This window comes from Pseudobutyrivibrio sp. ACV-2 (assembly GCF_900107545.1).
GTDB lineage: Bacteria > Bacillota > Clostridia > Lachnospirales > Lachnospiraceae > Pseudobutyrivibrio.
In genome coordinates this window covers 14,935-32,356 of sequence record NZ_FNQZ01000013.1, presented here as the reverse complement: position 1 = coordinate 32,356, position 17,422 = coordinate 14,935, and the positions used below count along the sequence as shown (strand labels likewise).

The window sequence follows — 17,422 nt, the reverse complement described above, 5'->3', positions numbered from 1 at the left end:
GAATAATAATGGAATACAGAGAGTTTACTGGAAAATCTGTAGATGATGCTATTACAAATGCTACAGTAGCTTTAGGTGTTACATCTAGTGAGATTAAGTATGAAGTAGTTGCAGAAGGAAGCTCTGGTTTCCTTGGAATTGGTTCAAAGGATGCTATCATCAGAGTAGCTATTTCTGTCGCTGAAGATCCAAAACAGGTTGCTAAAGAATTCCTTGATGGTGTTTTTGAAGCAATGCAGCTTGAAGTAAATCTTACTATGTCACTTGATGAAAGTGATAATACACTTTCAATTGATTTAGCTGGCCCAGAGATGGGAGTTTTAATTGGTAAGCGTGGTCAGACACTTGACTCATTACAGTATCTTACTAATTTAGCAGTTAATCGTTCATCTGAAAATTATACAAGAGTTAAGATTGATACTGAAGATTACAGACGTCGTAGAAAAGAGACATTAGAAAATCTTGCAAAGAATATGGCGAACAAGGTTAAGAGAACAAAGAAGGCTGTTACTCTTGAAGCTATGAATCCTTATGAGAGACGTATTATTCATTCTGCACTTCAGAATGATAATCATGTTGCTACTCATTCAGAGGGTGAAGAGCCATATCGTTACGTTGTAATTACTCTTAAGAAATAATCTTTAGATTTTTTAGGGTTAGTCTTATAATATAGACTAGCCCTTTGTTTATGTTGGAGGATATTATGTATCAAACTGATACTATTTGTGCTATAGCCACTTCAATGAATAGTGCTGGTATTGGGATTATCAGAGTTAGCGGTGAAGAATCCATTAAAATCGTGGATTCTATTTTTCGTGGAAAAAATAAAATCGCTGATTGTGATAGTCATACTATCCAATACGGTCATATTTATGATGGAGATGAGTTAATTGATGAGGTACTTATTATGATTATGAAAGCACCTCGTTCATATACTACAGAAGATACTATTGAAATAGATTGTCATGGTGGTATTTTAATTCTCAAAAAAGTTTTATCTTTACTTGTTAAAGCTGGAGCAAGAATAGCAGAGCCTGGTGAGTTTACAAAAAGAGCATTTTTAAATGGACGTATAGATTTATCCGAAGCAGAATCAATCATGGATTTGATTTCATCAAATTCAGAGCTTGCCATGAAAAATTCTATAAAGCAGCTTTCAGGATCCTTAAATAAAATCATTGTAGATTTAAGGGATAAGATTTTATATGAGACTGCTTACATAGAGTCAGCTTTGGATGATCCGGAACATTATGATTTAACAGGATATCCTGATGAACTTTCTAATAAAGTTAATTCAATGATAGAGTCTATTGATGATTTAATTGATTCATTTAATTCTGGTCACATTTTAAAAGAGGGAATAAATACTCTTATTTTAGGTAAGCCAAATGCAGGAAAGTCATCTTTGTTGAATACTCTTTCTAGAAGAGAGAGAGCGATAGTCACAGATATTCCAGGAACCACTCGTGATACTTTGGAAGAGCAGATTACTATAAATGGTGTTGCTTTAAATATTATTGATACTGCAGGTATTCGAGAAACAGATGATATAGTTGAAAAAATTGGAGTAGATAAAGCTATCGATTCTATTAACGATGCTGATTTAATTTTGTTTGTAGTTGATTCATCAAGACCACTTGATGAGAATGATGAATTTATTATTAACAAGATTATGGATAAAAAAGTAATTATATTACTTAATAAATCTGACCTCGTATCGCAGATTAACGAGGAAGATATATGTAAAAAATATAATAAACCTGTAGTTTCTTTTTCTTCTGTTAATTTAGATGGATTAAAAACTTTAGAAGATAAAATCACTGATATGTTCTTTTCAGGATATGTTAAATCAGATAGCACTTTATATATTACAAACTCTAGACAAGCATCTTGTTTATTAAATGCAAAAATAAGTTTAACTAATGTGCTTTCATCCATTGATAATATGATGCCAGAAGATTTCTTTTCGATTGATTTAATGGATGCCTACAATCATTTAGGTGAAATCACCGGTGAAACTATTGATGATGATTTGGCTAATAAAATCTTTTCAGAGTTTTGTATGGGAAAATAATTTTGTTATATAAAAGGAGTAATTATGTCATACGTTGAAGAGTCCTATGATGTTGTTGTTATTGGAGCAGGTCACGCTGGATGTGAGGCTGCACTTGCTTCAGCAAGAATGGGTCTTAATACAATTTGTTTTACAGTAAGTATGGATTCTGTTGCTTTAATGCCTTGCAATCCAAATATTGGTGGAAGTTCAAAGGGGCATCTTGTTCGTGAGTTAGATGCTCTTGGTGGACAAATGGGTATTAATATAGATCATACTTTTATTCAGTCTAAAATGCTTAATGCTTCTAAAGGCCCTGCTGTTCATTCTCTTAGAGCTCAGGCTGATAAAGCAGCATATTCTTTATCAATGAGAAAGACTATGCAAGAGACTGACAATCTTACTCTTCGACAGGCAGAGGTTACTGAATTAATCATTGAAGATAAGAAAATTAAAGGTGTAAAGACTTTATCAGGTGCTACATATCATTGTAGAGCCGTAGTTATTTGTACAGGTACTTATCTGAAGGCCAGATGTCTTTATGGTGATGTAATTGAACATTGCGGTCCAAATGGTTTAAAGGCTGCAAATTTTTTAACTAATTCTTTACTTGCAAATGATGTCGAAATGAATCGTTTTAAAACAGGTACTCCTGCGAGAATTGATGGAAGAACTATCGATTATTCAAAGATGGAAGTGCAGCTTGGCGATACTCCTGTAATCCCTTTTTCATTTAGTACAAAAAGAGAGGATGTTCAGATAGAACAGGTACCTTGTTATTTAACTTACACTAATGAAAAGACTCATGAGATTATAAGAGCCAACCTTGACAGATCGCCTATGTATTCAGGAGTAATCGAGGGAGTTGGTCCAAGATACTGTCCAAGTATTGAAGATAAGGTAGTACGATTTGCAGATAAAAGCAGACATCAATTGTTTGTTGAGCCAGAAGGTTTAAATACACATGAAATGTATATTGGTGGTATGAGTTCTTCTATGCCAGAAGATGTACAATATGCAATGTACCATACAGTTCCTGGATTGGAAAATGCAAAGATAGTTCGTAATGCATATGCTATAGAATATGATTGTATTAATGCGACTCAGTTAAAAGCGTCTCTTGAGTTTAAAGATATCGATGGTCTTTTTGCAGCTGGTCAGTTTAATGGAAGTAGTGGTTATGAAGAAGCAGCTGCACAAGGTATTGTTGCAGGTATAAATGCAGCTTTAAAACTACTTGATAAAGAACCTATGATTTTAGATCGTTCTAATTCATATATAGGTGTACTAATTGATGATTTGGTTACTAAAGAAACAAAAGAACCATATCGTATGATGACATCAAGAGCAGAGTATAGACTTTTATTAAGGCAAGATAATGCAGATTTACGCCTCTCTAAAATTGGATACGAGGTAGGACTTTTATCAAAAGAACGTTATGATCATGTTGTTGAAAAAGAACGTTTAATTAATGATGAAGTAGCTAGATTAAAAGAGATAAATATTGGTGCCAGAAAAGAAGTTCAGGAATTGCTAGAATCTTATGGAAGTATTCCTCTTTCAAATGGTATTAAACTTGTAGATTTAATTAGACGACCAGAATTAGATTACGATAAGTTGGCTCCTATCGATCCAGATAGGCCAGAGCTTTCTGATGAGGTGAGAGAAGAGGTTAATATCTATATTAAATACGAAGGCTATCTTACACGTCAGGAAAAGCAGGTAAAACAATTTAAAAAATTAGAGTCTAAAGTGATACCACAAAATATCAATTATGATGATGTTTCTAGTTTACGTGTTGAAGCGAGACAAAAGCTTACAAAATTACGTCCAGCGAATATTGGACAGGCGTCACGAATTTCTGGAGTAAGTCCTGCAGATATTTCTGTTTTATTAGTTTATCTTGAAACTTATAAATATGATTAGTATTCATAATTTATTTTATATTTTATTTATCACTTTACGTGAGTTAATGAGGTGTTGTTGAGTGAATGATTATACATACCTAAAAAATGTTTTAAATAGTTGGAACTTTACTCTTACAGATTCGCAGTACGAGCAGTTGGATTTATTTTACAATCTTCTTATCGAAAAAAATAAGGTAATGAATTTAACTGCCATAACTGAATTTGATGAAGTAGTTGTAAAGCATTTTGCAGATAGTCTTTCTATATGTAAAGTATTACCTGAAAATATTAATACTGTTTGTGATTTAGGTACCGGGGCAGGTTTTCCTGGTATACCTATGGCTATCGCATATCCTAACCTTCAATTTACATTAATAGATTCTTTGAATAAAAGAATTAAATTTCTACAAGAAGTTGTTGATGCGTTAGGACTTACTAATGTTACACTTATTCATGCAAGGGCAGAAGAGGCAGGTAGGAATAAACTTTACAGAGAACAATTTGATTTAGTTGTTTCACGTGCAGTTGCTAATATTTCTACATTATCTGAGTATTGCTTGCCTTTGGTAAATTTAGGTGGTTATTTTATTAGTTTTAAATCTGGAAATATTTCAGAGGAGATTATTGCATCTGGTTCTGCAATTAATAAATTAGGTGGAAGTATGGATGAACCTGTTTATTTTGAATTACCTGAGACAGATATAGCCAGATCTTTTTTAATTATAAAAAAAGAAAAGAAAACTCCAAAGAGCTATCCTAGAAAAGCAGGTACTCCAAGTAAAGAACCTCTTACCTAATTAAAGTAAATTATCATGGGGGATAAGGTTAAATGATAAATGACTTCCTAAAAAAATATCAGGAAGAACTTTTTTCTGAAAGAATACAAATAAAAGAAGATATAGATTTATTAGAGTCTAAAATAAAAGAAGAAAATAAATTTTTAGCTTTATTGTTAGAATCTAATGAAACATATTTTAAAGAATTTACACCTAGAGATATTAATGCTAAAAATACGAAAAAAGCAGAAGAGACAAAAGAGTATATTGCTCAATTAGAATCTCAAATAGAATATAAAAATCAACAAATGCAATTCTATGATGGAAGAATATCTGAAATTGATAACCTTCTAAATTCTTCGATAAAAGTAGAAACTGTATCCGAAAACTCTAATAAAGAAAATAATAATATAGATAAGGAATCTATTATTTCAGCATTAACTGAAGTTAAAAATATAGTTTTATTAGATCCACAAAGAGCTCAAATTGAACTAGAAAAAATAATTTCTACTATATAAAAATTGCATAATCTAAATATAGGAATGTTTCACGTGAAACATTCTTTATATATTATCAAATTTAATACAAAATATAGTAGTATGATTTTTGATTCAACTCCTATATATTGCTATTAATATATTAAAATGTTTCACGTGAAACACTGTTAAACGCAAAATCTAGTACTAGATATTGTGATATAGACTATCAAATATGGCATAAACCTATAGATTTATTGGTAGAATTGAAATCTTCAGAATGATATACTCTAATAAGTTGCTAAAGTAAAATAGTAAACAGAAGAGAAGACTATAATAAAAGAGGGAGATAATAAATGAAAAGAGTAATTGCTATTGCTAATCAAAAAGGCGGTGTTGGTAAAACTACGACTAGTATTAACCTTTCAGCATGCTTAGCAGAAGCTGGAAAGAAAGTTCTTGTTATTGATACTGATCCTCAGGGAAATGCAACAAGCGGATTAGGACTTGATAAGGATGAATGTGAAAATACAGTTTATGATTTAGTTTTAGACCAGTGCAGTATCAAGGAGTGTATGTATAAGATTGAGAATATTCCTAATCTTACAGTTATTCCTTCTAATGTAGATTTAGCTGGTGCAGAAATCGAACTTCTTGGTATAAATGAAAAAGAATATATTCTTCGTAATGCAGTTGATTATGTTAAGGATGATTTTGATTATGTAATCATTGATTGTCCTCCTTCATTAAATATGCTTACTATCAATGCTATGACTACTGCAGATTCGGTGTTGGTTCCTATTCAGTGTGAGTACTACGCACTCGAAGGTATCAGCCAGTTAATACATACAATAGACCTTGTTCAACAGAGACTGAATCCAAAGCTTAAGATAGATGGCGTAGTATTTACAATGTATGATGCTAGAACAAATCTTTCTTCTGATGTGGTTGATACTGTAAAGAACAATCTTAATGCAACAGTTTATCAGACAATCATTCCTAGAAATGTACGTCTTGCAGAAGCTCCTTCACATGGACTTCCTATTAATTTATATGATAGCAAGTCTACAGGTGCAGAGAGTTATCGTAATCTTGCAAAAGAAATTATCGGTAGAAAGGATATTTAATAATGGCAGCAAAAAAAGGAGGACTTGGCAAGGGATTAGATTCTCTTATTGTAAATAAAAATGAGGGTGTAGTTCTTGCTAATCCTGAGGAACATGGTTCACCAGTAGAAGTAGATATTAATAAAATTGAGCCAAATAAATTACAGCCAAGAAAAAACTTTGATGAGGATAAGCTACAGGAACTTACTGAAAATATAAAACTTCATGGAATAGTCAATCCACTTATTGTTCAGGATAGAGGTTCATATTATGAAATAATTGGTGGTGAGCGTAGATGGAGAGCAGCAAGATTAGCTGGTTATAAGAAAGTTCCAGTAATAATTAAAAAGCTCAGCGAGCAGGAATTTGTAGAGATTTCTCTTATTGATAATATTCAGCGTGAGCAGCTTAATCCTATTGAAGAAGCTATGGCTTTTGCCAGACTTATAGACGAATTTGATCTTAAGCAGGATGAAGTGGCTGAAAGAGTATCTAAGAGCAGAACTACTATCACAAATGCACTTAGATTATTAAAGTTAGATAAGCGCGTTCAGGAAATGATTATCGATGATAAGCTTACAACTGGACATGCCAGAGCTATGCTTTCAATCACTGATCCAGATAAGCAGTATGAGTTTGCTGAAAGAGCTTTCGATGAAAAAATGTCAGTTCGTGATGTTGAACGTGAAGTTAAAAAACTTTTAAATGACAATCAGTCTGATAAGAAATCTAAGAGTAATGGATTAGATCCTCAGCTTGCTATTATTTATCAGGATACTCAGGAAAAACTTAAGGGTGTGCTTGGTACAAAGGTCGTCATCAATGCCAAGGATAATAAGTCAGGTAGACTTGAGATTGAATACTATTCACAGGATGAATTAAATAGAATAGTAGAATTACTTGAAAGTATACGATAAAACGTACGTTTATAAAACTGGTTATAGGAGCAAAAATGATAGAGCAATATTTAGGTTTTAGTTCAGATTATATTATTATAGGACTCTCAGCTTTAGTGCTGATAATGATAATACTTTTAATAGTATTTATTTCTCAGATGTCTCAGTTAAAAAAGAGATATAAGATTTTTATGGAAGGAAGCAATGCCAGATCATTAGAGGATACATTGATATATAGACTAGAGCAGGTTGATGAACTTATTGAAGCAAACGCCAGCAATGAGAGAAACATCGACGCTATTTTCAAAAATATGCAAGGATGTTTCCAAAAATTAGGCCTAGTTAAGTATGATGCTTTTAATGAAATGGGCGGAAAGCTCAGCTTTTCTCTTTGTATGTTAAATGAAAAAAATTCAGGATATATAATTAATGCTATGCATTCTAGAGAAGGATGTTATACTTATGTTAAGGAGATTATAGATGGAAATTCTATAATACAGTTAGCAGAAGAGGAAAAGCAAGCTTTAGAACAAGCTTTAGGTGGAATGTAATTTGAAGCATAAATATTTACCAGCTATCGGTTTCAGTAAAATATCGAAAACCGAGCTTGAGAATTTAATAAATGAAATAATATTGAGACCAGATTATCAAGAGTCAGCAATAGATTTCGAAGGTAATCAGTTTGTAGAACTCAGATATATGGTTGCAGATAATATAGGCCTTGTCCTCAGGGGCATCTATGATGATAATGATGAATTTATCTTAGATTATTATTATCCTACATATATAGGTGATACTGTTTCTATCAATAATGATGTTGAGGTCATTAAGCAGACAGATAAAGAAAATTATTATGCAATGTGTGATGAGATAAGACTTGGTGTTAATCTCATTTTCCAGCTTCAAAATATGGGAGAATATCTCAGAAAAAATTTAACAGCTGGAAAAACAGCAAAACGAGATATTAAACTTGCTGCACTTTCTACAGAAGGTAAGATAATTCTTCCTGTTTATGACAATGAAAAAAGTCGTATTAAGGAAAAGATGAATAACGAAAAAAGAATTAATCTGGTGGAGCAAGCAAGAGAGGGCAATGAAGAAGCACTTGAAAATCTTACAATAGATGAGATTGATTTATATCAAAAGATATCTCGTCGTGTTGCTAGAGAAGATATCTTTAGTGTTGTTACCACATTCTTCATGCCTTATGGAATAGAAAATGATAAATACGAGATTTTAGGTAACATACTAGATGTTAAATATCTTGTAAATCACATCACAATGGAAGAGCTTGTGCTTATGGTCATAGATAGTAATGATGTTATACTAGAAGTATGCATTAACAAAAATGATCTATACGGAGAACCAGCCATAGGTAGAAGATTCAAAGGAATAATTTGGCTACAGGGAACAGTAGCATTTGAGTAATAAAAGGTTTCAATGCATTACATATTTAATGCATTGAAACCTTGATTTTTTGTAATCATTAGATTAGAATTTAATAGTTACAAATTGTATCATGTTTGAGTAGCTCAGCTGGATAGAGCGTCCGCCTCCTAAGCGGAAGGTCGTGGGTTCGAATCCCATCTCGAACATTTTTAAGGGAGCCGAAAGGCTCCTATTATTGTATAAAGGGGTAAATATGAATATCATTATAATTTTTCAAAGAATGTTAATGCTACTTGCAATGATGGGACTAGGTTTTATTTGCTACAGGAAAAAGTGGCTAGAAGATAATAGCTATAAGAAACTGTCTGAAGTGGTAGTAAATATTTTTAATCCAGCTCTTGTAATCAATGGTGCTATAACAGCCACTGCATCTGGTGCTGCAGATATAGGCCTGGTTAAAGAAAATCTTATGTTTGTAGTTATATACTACGTGGTCTGTATAGCATTAAGTTATCCATTATCAGCGGTGTTTGGCAAAGATTCTGGACAGAAAAACATGTTTCAGCTCATGACTATTTTTTCTAATGTAGGATTTATGGGAATACCTGTTGTATCAAGTATTTATGGTGAAGGCAGTATTATATATGTGACATTTTATATGCTGGCCTACAATTTAATTCTTTATACAATCGGGATGTTAATAGCACAACGAAATCTACCAAAAGAAGAAAGAAAAAATGGATTATCAGGACTTTTAAATATTGGAACTATATGTTCAGTACTTGCAGTTATAATTTATTTTTCAGGATTTCAATTTAATGATTCAATTGTTGCATTTTTTGATTATGTTGGAAATGCAACGATACCACTTTCAATGATGGTAATTGGAGTGTCTGTAGCAAAGATGCCTCTCAAAGAAGTATTCAAAGGAATGAGAGTATATGGATTTTCTCTTATTACACTTTTGATTATTCCAATATTTGCAAGCTTTGTATTTAGAGGATTAGAAAATAATAATGTGATATTTGGTGTATTTATATTGATGTTTGCTATGCCGGTAGGAAGTATAGTAACAATGTTAATAAAAGAATACGGTGGGGATGAAAGCCTGTGCAGTAAAACAACTATAATTACTACTTTGCTTTCTATAATAACAATTCCACTTGTTGCATTCTTTATATAATATATAATCAAACTTGAGAAGTCGCTGAGGCGGCTTCTTTTTTTAACCAAAAGTAAATATTTTGAGTAATATAATATAATTGCACACACAAAATTCGCAATATTAGAGTAAAATACTTCTATACAGAATATAGTCTAATAATTATAAGTAATGTATAATAAATTTAGAATATTTTGCTAATAGTAATTTTATAGGGGTAAAATACACAAATAGGAGGACGGGTGTATATGGCAGAAATGACATTGTCTAAAGAGCAGCAAGATACATTAGGTGAAATTGCCAATATCAGTATGGGATCGTCAGCAACTTCACTTAGTGCATTGTTAAATAATCTCAAGGTAGATATCACAACGCCAAAGATTGATTTAATAAGAAAAAGCGAAGCCTTAGACGATTATCATAATGTGTGTGTACTTGTGCACATCAACTATGTGAAGGGGTTATCAGGAAGTAATGTATTAATCCTTAAAGAAAATGATGTAAAAGTAATTGCTGACCTGATGATGGGAGGCGATGGAAGTAATACAGCAGGTGAAATTGGGGAAATACAGCTAAGTGCTGTATCAGAGGCAATGAATCAGATGATGGGTAGTGCAGCATCTTCAATGTCTCAGTTACTCAATCGTATAGTAGATATTTCTCCACCAAAGACAGATAACATTGATGTTGAAAGTGTTAAAATTTTTGAGAAATTATTTGAATCTCCAGAAATTGATTTTGTAAAAATAACATTCGATTTAAAAATTGGAAATTTGATTGATTCGGTTATGGTACAACTGTATCCTATAACGTTTGCGCTTGATATGGTACATCTATTTGACAAAAAGGATGAAGGTTAGGGGAAAAAATGGACGAAAATACCAAGAAGCTACAGAAGGAAATACAAAAGGATAAAATTCAGCTTATACTTTCAGGTATGGGAGTCGCTGTATTAATCTTGATGGAACTATACATCATGATTAATATCAAAGATAATTTTATTTTTATGGCAGCAGGTTTACTGTTGATAATTGTTGCGCTTTTTTTCCTGATTAGTGCGATTCTTGATATATCATTAAAAACTAAAGATATGGAAGAGCAGAAGTATCAAGATATTTACAATGCTCAGAAAGCTTCGTATCTAGTTATAAAAAAGAGTTTTGAAGAATTGGACCTTAGATTAAGGCATATGGAGCAAAGTAATTTTCTCCCTGCGGAGGATATTATAAGTGCCCAAAAGGCAGTGGCTAAGGTGACAATTTCAAGAAGTAAAGAAAACGCTGATGCATTAATGAATTCAAATGATGAACTGATTAATCAGATGTTTTCGATTAAGGAAAAGTTAGATACATTTAATAGTCAAATAATAGAAAAACAACAGGCACTCTTAAAGGAAAGTAATTTAGATATTCAGCAAAAGATAATTGATTTATCAGCAAAGGTTTCTAGCTTAGAAGGAAAAATCCAAAATGGCATCCAAGTAGTGGCACAGCCAATACAGATGGCGCCACCACCTGTTTATCAGGCTCCACCGGTTATGCCAGAACCTGAGGTTGCTGTAGCTCCTGCACCGGCTCCTGTACCAGAACCTGCACCTGAAATCATACCAGAACCAATACCTGAGCCAATGCCAGAAGAAGTTCCTGTTATGGAAGAAATTCCAGTAGAGCCAGCTATTGATAATCCTATAGAAGAACCTGCTGTTGATAATATGATGGATGTTGGTATTGAATTAGAAAATACCACAGAACCAATCACAGAGGATGTAGGATTAGACTTAGAAGCACCGGTAGAAGATATTGGAATTGATTTAGAAACTCCACAGGAAGAGATAACTGAAGATATAGGAATTGACTTAGAGGCACAACCTGAAGAGGTAACCGAGGATATAGGCATAGACTTAGAGACTCCAGTAGAAGAGGTTACTGAAGATATAGGCATAGACTTAGAGCCGCAACCTGAAGAAGTAACTGAGGATATAGGTATTGATCTAGAAGCGGTACCTCAAGAAGAAGTGACTGAAGATATAGGAATAGACCTAGAAGCGGCACCTCAAGAGGAAATAACCGAAGATATTGGTATTGACCTTGATATGGCTGTCACAGAGGAACCTACAGTGGAAGAACCTCAACTTGAGGAGATACCTATAGTTGAAGAAGTACCACCAGCAGAAGAGATGCCTGTCATGGCAGAAATTCCATTAGAGCAAGAGGCAGTAGTTGAAGAAGTTCCTGTGGAACTGGAAACTTCAATTCCTGAAACTCCAGTAACAGTAGAGACACCAATAGAAGAAACTATAGAGATACCAGATGTACCACAGATGGATGTAACACCTGAAGCAGCTCCTTCACAACCTGAAGAGATAGTACTGGAAGCAACACCACCAGAAGAGGAGATCATTCTTACAGGTGATGAACCAGTAGAAGAAATAGTATTGGAAAATACACCACCTATAGATCCTGGTGCAGAACTCGATGCCTTGTTAGATGAAATTGGCGAACCAGAGCCAGAACCTGAACCAGAGCCGGAACCTGAACCAGAGCCTGAGCCAGAAAATGACGAGATAATTATTCCAGATGTAGGAGTAGATTTAACAGATCCTAACAGGGTAATGAGTGCTGAGGAAATAGAAAAATTGTTTGCAAGTATATGATATTTATGCACCTGTCTTTTAATGAAGGCAGGTGCAATAATAAAAAATGCGAAAAAAATGAAAATTTTTCAAAAAAGGGCTTGCAAAAAAAGTAAAAAGGCTATATACTTTATTTCGTTGCTGAGGCAATTAAATGAATAAGCGCGACTAGCTCAGCTGGCAGAGCACCTGACTCTTAATCAGGGTGTCCAGGGTTCGAACCCCTGGTCGCGCATTAAAACGTCGAGATTATCCTCGGCGTTATTTTTTTGTCAAAATCTATAAATGACAATAAAAAAAGTGGTCCAATTCTTATAATAAGAAATTAGACCACTTTTAAAATATTTATCTGCTGGCTACAAGCTTACAAATAGGATTTCCCTGAGAAGAAAACTTTTCTTCGTATTCAGTCATTACATTTCCTTCATTCATAGTTGAATCATTGTGAAGGTCGTAGGTTACACCATCTAAATGCCATAATGGATGGTTATTTATTTCTTCAACTGAAAAATCAAATAAATCTTTGTTATCTGTTTTAAACTCGATATTTCCATCTAAAGCCAAAATAGTATTGTATCTGTTAAGGAAAGTAGAAGATGTAAGTCTGCGCTTGCTGTGTCTGTCCTTTGGCCATGGATCGCTGAAGTTAAGATAGATTTTATCTACTTCACGACAGGCAAAAATATCAAGAATATCAGCTGCATCAAAGCAAATGAATCTAAGATTTGGGATATCTTCCTCTTCAACCTTTTGTATAGCTCTAAGAAGAACACTGGTGTATCTTTCGATACCGATGTAATTAATATTTGGATTTTGCTTTGCAAGGGTAGTGATGAACTGACCTTTACCCATGCCTATCTCGATGTATAGTGGATTATTATTTTTGAAAATCTCTGATTTAAATATGCCTTTAAACTGAGCGGGATTATCAATAACGTAGCTGCTATTTGCTACTACTTCATCCGCACCAGGAATATTCCTAAGTCTCATATATACCTCCATGAAATGAAAACTCTATGCATTATATCACAAACTTTTGACTAAATCATTCAAAGAGTGTGTAATATCAAGAATTCAGTAACATCGTCCAACAAAAAAGTGGCTAAACTACAATAATTTATTTATAATCTATGTTATGAACAACAAAGATTTTTATAAATATGGGGAAGCGATTTTAAATAGCATTAATAGAGCAGCAGAATCGGGGGATTTCTCTAATCTTAGTAAAGATGTGAAATCCTTTGTTAATGATGCCACAAATGGATTTAAAAAATCCGGCTATAGCGGCCCTAAATATAAAAAAGCTGAATATAGAGAAGTGGAAAGAACCGTAGAACCAGGAAATCTGGGATATGATTTAGGGGAAGAATTAAGGGATTCTATTGAATCAACCATCAGAAATTTCCTCCCAAAGAAAAAGGATACCAGGACACCATATTTTGCTGTAAAGGTCAATAGATCAAAGGGAATTGGTAAACTGGTTGCAGGTTCATTTATTACAATGTATGGAGTTTTGGGTGTTCTTAGCAGTCTTGCGATCCTTCCAATTATGAGTGCTGAGCATCCTACAATGCTTATCAGTTTTGTCACTGTCGAGGCACTTTCACTTGCTGCAGGAATAGGACTTTTGATAGCGGGGAAAAATAACAGGACATTGTTGAAAAACTACTTCAATTTTGGAAAGATTGTGGGTAACAGGTCCTACGTCGAATTAAGAGAGCTTGAAGATAAAACTGGAATTGCAAGAGATAAAATCATCCGTCAAATCAGGAAAATGAGAAGGCGTGGATATCTTCCATATGCGTCTATTGATGAGGCTCAGACTACTTTAATGCTTACGGATGAAGTTTATCAGCAATATTCAAGAAGCGTAGAATATAATAAAGAGAGAGCACATGAGAATCCTAAAGCTGATAAAAAGGATGAAAATCAAAAGGTCAAGTATTATACAATAGATGAGAATTTGCCAGAGGATGTTAAAGGCATATTAGAAGAGGGTAACGAATATCTCAATAAAATTCGCTACTACAATGATTTGATTCCTGATACAGAACCAATGTCTGACAAGCTTTACACCCTTGAGGCCACAGTTCTTTCTATATTTAAAAAGCTTAAAGACGAGCCTGAAGTAGCAGGTGATCTAAGAAAATTTATGGCATACTATCTGCCTACCACCGAAAAGCTTTTGCAAAGCTATGTTGACCTCAGAAAACAAAACATAGATGTTGAAAATATTAGAAAATCTCAAAGAGAAATAGAAGAAGCTACAGATGTGATAAACGATGCCTTTGTAAAGTTTTTAAATCAGCTCTTTGAGTCGTCAGCATGGGATATTTCATCAGATATATCAGTTATGAAGACAATGATGAAACAGGATTCTTTAATTTAGTATCCATAGAATAGGGGGAAAAAATGGAATATAAAACAGATACACCAACATTGGTTTTTGATGATTTGAATTCAGCGGAAAAAATCAATTTTCCTGCTGAAAAAGAAATGAAAGAGGAGATAGTTCTAACAGCGGAAGAACAGGCTCAGGTAGAAGCTTTTGCAAGGCAGATTGACCTTTCAAATTCTACAGCAATATTAAATTATGGCGCTGGAACACAGAAAAAGCTTTCTGATTTTTCGGAGAAAGCATTGGATACAGTTCGCACAAAGGATATAGGTGAGGTAGGTGAAATGATTACCAAACTTATAGGTGAACTGAAAGAATTTGATGTAGAAGAGGAAGAAAGAGGTCTTAGAGCATTATTCAGAAAAAGCTCACGCAGACTTACAGCACTTAAGGCAAAGTATGCCAAAGTGGAAACAAATGTAAATGTTATCACTACTGAGCTTGAAAAACATGAGACAATACTCCTTAAGGATGTAGCTATGCTTGATCAAATGTATGATGCAAACCTAGCTTACTTTAAAGAGCTTTCTATGTATATCGCAGCTGGAAAGAAAAAGCTTGAAGATACGAGAAATAAAGAGCTCAAGGAGCTTCGAAACAAAGCGGTAGAGACAGGTCTTCCTGAAGATGTTCAGGCAGCGAAGGATTTGGCGGCTATGTGCGACCGTTTTGAAAAGAAAATATATGATTTGCAGCTCACAAGAACAATTGCACTTCAAAGTGGCCCACAAATCAGAATGGTCCAGAGTTCTGATACAATGATGGCAGAAAAAATTCAATCCACAATAGTAAATACTATTCCATTGTGGAAAAATCAGATGGTAATTGCAATCGGTGTGGAACACTCAAACCAGGCAGCAAAGGCTCAAAGAGAAGTGTCAGATATGACAAATGATCTTCTTAAAAAGAATGCTGAAGCTCTAAAAAGCGCCACAATTGCTACAGTTAAAGAATCAGAACGTGGCATTGTAGATATAGAAACCATAAAGCACACAAACCAGCAGCTCATCAGCACTATGGATGAAGTTTTAAGGATTCAGGCAGAAGGAAAGGAAAGACGTCGTAATGCCGAGCAGGAATTGTCACAGATTGAGCATGAATTAAAGACAAAGCTTTTAGAGGCATCGAAATCATAAGTTATGAAATTAAAAAAAATAGTTAGTAAGGTTTTAGCATTCGTAATTTTACTGAATGCGGTTTTATTTTTCAGTTACGAGACTGTGGAGGCAGAGGATTATTGGCCCGGTGGAATTGATGTAGTGGCAGATTCTGCAATTATCATGGAGCAGGAAACAGGAACTATCCTTTATTCGAAAAATGCGGACGCAGTTCATTTTCCAGCCAGTATCACCAAAATAATGACTGCTCTTATTGTATTGGAAAACTGTCAGCTTGATGAAATAGTACATTTTTCACCTGAGGCAGTGTATGGTACTGAGCTTGGTTCTTCAAGTATTGCCAGAGATGTAGACGAAGAGATGACAGTCGAGCAGACATTGTATGGAATGATGCTTGAGTCCGCAAATGAATGTGCATATGCTTTAGGCGAGCATGTAGCAGGCGATATACCGACATTTGTTGATATGATGAACAAGAAGGCCAAGGAGCTTGGAGCGAAAAATACTCACTTCAATAATACAAACGGTCTTCCTGATGATGATCATTACACTAGCGCTTACGACATGGCTCTCATAGCAAGAGCGGCTTATTCGATTCCTAAATTTGCAGAAATTGTAGGTACCAAAAATTACACTATTCCACCTACAAACAAGCATGCGGACCCAACACCACTTAACAATCATCATCAGATGTTACATTTTTACAAATCAAATAAATATATCTATGAACCATGTTTAGGTGGTAAAACAGGATATACGGTTATTGCGGGAGCTACGCTTGTAACCTATGCGAAAAAAGATGGGATGACATTGATTTGTGTTGTTATGAAAGACAACGTAAAGGATCAGTATTTGGATACCACAAATCTTTTTGAATATTGCTTCAATAATTTTAGCAAATACACTGTTGCTGATTTCGCTTCAATCTCGGAGACAGACACAGATGTGACAGGAATATTAAGCGAAAACAGTGAGCTTATAAAGATAGACAAATCTGGAATCATAGTTATTCCAAAAACAGCAAGCGTTTTAGATGTCACATCATCAGTAGTTCCTTATAGTGATGAAAATGATAAATCTATTGTAGGACAGCTGAAATATACCTATGCAGATAGAAATGTTGGAGAAGCAAATCTTATATTTACCAATGCAGAGGTTGAGAGTTATCCTTTCGATAATCTTCCGGTGGAGCAGGGAGGTAGTGGTAAGGAATATATTCAGATTGACTATCCAAAGATTGGAATAGCCCTTGCTATTATACTGGTTTTAGTTTTGATTGCCCTCTACATCAGAAGTAAATCAAGCGAGATATTGCTTTTCAGACATAGATACAAAAGTAAACATGCAAAACCAGCAAAAACAAATATGACTATTATCAGAGATAATGGTAAGAGACGCAGAAGACGTAAATAAAACGACAAAATATATCTTATAGGATATTTAATAAGACTATATTAATAAAAAACGACAGAATATCATATGATATCTGTCGTTCTTTTATTATTCAGA

General features: G+C 34.0%; 16 protein-coding genes and 2 tRNA genes. 17 read left to right on the top strand and 1 reads right to left on the bottom strand.

Annotated elements, in window-relative coordinates; all coding sequences use genetic code 11:
• Window positions 1-8 precede the first annotated feature (8 nt).
• From jag to BLV53_RS12585, 14 genes are all read left to right on the top strand, one after another.
• Window positions 9-638, top strand: a complete 630-nt coding sequence (gene jag, locus BLV53_RS12650) for an RNA-binding cell elongation regulator Jag/EloR (protein ID WP_090301435.1) — start codon at window positions 9-11, stop codon at window positions 636-638.
• A gap of 65 nt (window positions 639-703) precedes the next feature.
• On the top strand, window positions 704-2,074 hold the full coding sequence (gene mnmE, locus BLV53_RS12645) for a tRNA uridine-5-carboxymethylaminomethyl(34) synthesis GTPase MnmE (RefSeq protein WP_090301433.1): 1,371 nt from the start codon (window positions 704-706) through the stop codon (window positions 2,072-2,074).
• A gap of 24 nt (window positions 2,075-2,098) precedes the next feature.
• The gene (gene mnmG / locus BLV53_RS12640) at window positions 2,099-3,979 is read left to right on the top strand and encodes a tRNA uridine-5-carboxymethylaminomethyl(34) synthesis enzyme MnmG (protein WP_090301431.1); all 1,881 of its coding nucleotides are present in this window, start codon (window positions 2,099-2,101) and stop codon (window positions 3,977-3,979) included.
• 61 nt (window positions 3,980-4,040) lie between these two features.
• Complete coding sequence (rsmG, locus tag BLV53_RS12635) at window positions 4,041-4,757, top strand: 16S rRNA (guanine(527)-N(7))-methyltransferase RsmG (protein WP_090301428.1); 717 nt, start codon at window positions 4,041-4,043, stop codon at window positions 4,755-4,757.
• 32 nt (window positions 4,758-4,789) lie between these two features.
• Window positions 4,790-5,254 carry a hypothetical protein gene (locus tag BLV53_RS12630; RefSeq protein WP_090301426.1) on the top strand — a complete coding sequence of 155 codons (465 nt, stop codon included), beginning with the start codon at window positions 4,790-4,792 and terminating at the stop codon, window positions 5,252-5,254.
• A 314-nt stretch (window positions 5,255-5,568) separates the two neighbouring features.
• Window positions 5,569-6,339: a ParA family protein gene (locus tag BLV53_RS12625; protein ID WP_090301424.1), complete on the top strand. Its 771-nt coding sequence runs from the start codon at window positions 5,569-5,571 to the stop codon at window positions 6,337-6,339.
• A 2-nt stretch (window positions 6,340-6,341) separates the two neighbouring features.
• Entirely contained in the window at window positions 6,342-7,235 is an 894-nt protein-coding gene (locus tag BLV53_RS12620; protein WP_090301423.1) for a ParB/RepB/Spo0J family partition protein, read from the top strand.
• A gap of 35 nt (window positions 7,236-7,270) precedes the next feature.
• A complete protein-coding gene (locus BLV53_RS12615) occupies window positions 7,271-7,765 on the top strand; it encodes a DUF4446 family protein (protein ID WP_090301420.1) in 495 nt (164 codons plus the stop codon).
• Between the two features lies 1 nt (window position 7,766).
• Window positions 7,767-8,642: a DUF3881 family protein gene (locus tag BLV53_RS12610; RefSeq protein ID WP_170830853.1), complete on the top strand. Its 876-nt coding sequence runs from the start codon at window positions 7,767-7,769 to the stop codon at window positions 8,640-8,642.
• 93 nt (window positions 8,643-8,735) lie between these two features.
• Window positions 8,736-8,809: transfer RNA gene (locus tag BLV53_RS12605), tRNA-Arg, on the top strand.
• A 47-nt stretch (window positions 8,810-8,856) separates the two neighbouring features.
• Window positions 8,857-9,786 (top strand): AEC family transporter, encoded by a 930-nt coding sequence (locus tag BLV53_RS12600; protein WP_090301417.1) that lies wholly within the window; start codon window positions 8,857-8,859, stop codon window positions 9,784-9,786.
• 227 nt (window positions 9,787-10,013) lie between these two features.
• Entirely contained in the window at window positions 10,014-10,625 is a 612-nt protein-coding gene (gene fliY, locus BLV53_RS12595) for a flagellar motor switch phosphatase FliY (RefSeq protein ID WP_090301415.1), read from the top strand.
• Window positions 10,626-10,633: 8 nt separating this feature from the next.
• A complete protein-coding gene (locus tag BLV53_RS12590) occupies window positions 10,634-12,418 on the top strand; it encodes a hypothetical protein (protein ID WP_090301413.1) in 1,785 nt (594 codons plus the stop codon).
• Window positions 12,419-12,559: 141 nt separating this feature from the next.
• A tRNA-Lys gene (locus tag BLV53_RS12585) sits at window positions 12,560-12,632 on the top strand.
• A gap of 110 nt (window positions 12,633-12,742) precedes the next feature.
• Here BLV53_RS12585 and trmB read toward each other — a convergent pair.
• Window positions 12,743-13,387, bottom strand: coding sequence for a tRNA (guanosine(46)-N7)-methyltransferase TrmB (trmB, locus tag BLV53_RS12580; protein WP_090301411.1), 645 nt, complete (start codon window positions 13,385-13,387; stop codon window positions 12,743-12,745).
• A gap of 145 nt (window positions 13,388-13,532) precedes the next feature.
• Here trmB and BLV53_RS12575 point away from each other — a divergent pair, with 145 nt between their 5' ends.
• From BLV53_RS12575 to BLV53_RS12565, 3 genes are read left to right on the top strand one after another with little or no spacing between them, the layout of a single operon-like run.
• Complete coding sequence (locus BLV53_RS12575) at window positions 13,533-14,786, top strand: 5-bromo-4-chloroindolyl phosphate hydrolysis family protein (protein ID WP_090301409.1); 1,254 nt, start codon at window positions 13,533-13,535, stop codon at window positions 14,784-14,786.
• A 23-nt stretch (window positions 14,787-14,809) separates the two neighbouring features.
• Window positions 14,810-15,931 carry a toxic anion resistance protein gene (locus tag BLV53_RS12570; protein WP_090301407.1) on the top strand — a complete coding sequence of 374 codons (1,122 nt, stop codon included), beginning with the start codon at window positions 14,810-14,812 and terminating at the stop codon, window positions 15,929-15,931.
• 3 nt (window positions 15,932-15,934) lie between these two features.
• Complete coding sequence (locus BLV53_RS12565; protein WP_090301405.1) at window positions 15,935-17,326, top strand: D-alanyl-D-alanine carboxypeptidase family protein; 1,392 nt, start codon at window positions 15,935-15,937, stop codon at window positions 17,324-17,326.
• Window positions 17,327-17,422: the final 96 nt, after the last annotated feature.

Coding starts and splice junctions, on each gene's coding strand:
- jag (WP_090301435.1), top strand. CDS start 9: ATGGAATACAGAGAGTTTACTGGAAAATCTGTAGATGATGCTATTACA.
- mnmE (WP_090301433.1), top strand. CDS start 704: ATGTATCAAACTGATACTATTTGTGCTATAGCCACTTCAATGAATAGT.
- mnmG (WP_090301431.1), top strand. CDS start 2,099: ATGTCATACGTTGAAGAGTCCTATGATGTTGTTGTTATTGGAGCAGGT.
- BLV53_RS12630 (WP_090301426.1), top strand. CDS start 4,790: ATGATAAATGACTTCCTAAAAAAATATCAGGAAGAACTTTTTTCTGAA.
- BLV53_RS12625 (WP_090301424.1), top strand. CDS start 5,569: ATGAAAAGAGTAATTGCTATTGCTAATCAAAAAGGCGGTGTTGGTAAA.
- BLV53_RS12620 (WP_090301423.1), top strand. CDS start 6,342: ATGGCAGCAAAAAAAGGAGGACTTGGCAAGGGATTAGATTCTCTTATT.
- BLV53_RS12615 (WP_090301420.1), top strand. CDS start 7,271: ATGATAGAGCAATATTTAGGTTTTAGTTCAGATTATATTATTATAGGA.
- BLV53_RS12600 (WP_090301417.1), top strand. CDS start 8,857: ATGAATATCATTATAATTTTTCAAAGAATGTTAATGCTACTTGCAATG.
- fliY (WP_090301415.1), top strand. CDS start 10,014: ATGGCAGAAATGACATTGTCTAAAGAGCAGCAAGATACATTAGGTGAA.
- BLV53_RS12590 (WP_090301413.1), top strand. CDS start 10,634: ATGGACGAAAATACCAAGAAGCTACAGAAGGAAATACAAAAGGATAAA.
- trmB (WP_090301411.1), bottom strand. CDS start 13,387: ATGAGACTTAGGAATATTCCTGGTGCGGATGAAGTAGTAGCAAATAGC.
- BLV53_RS12575 (WP_090301409.1), top strand. CDS start 13,533: ATGAACAACAAAGATTTTTATAAATATGGGGAAGCGATTTTAAATAGC.
- BLV53_RS12570 (WP_090301407.1), top strand. CDS start 14,810: ATGGAATATAAAACAGATACACCAACATTGGTTTTTGATGATTTGAAT.
- BLV53_RS12565 (WP_090301405.1), top strand. CDS start 15,935: ATGAAATTAAAAAAAATAGTTAGTAAGGTTTTAGCATTCGTAATTTTA.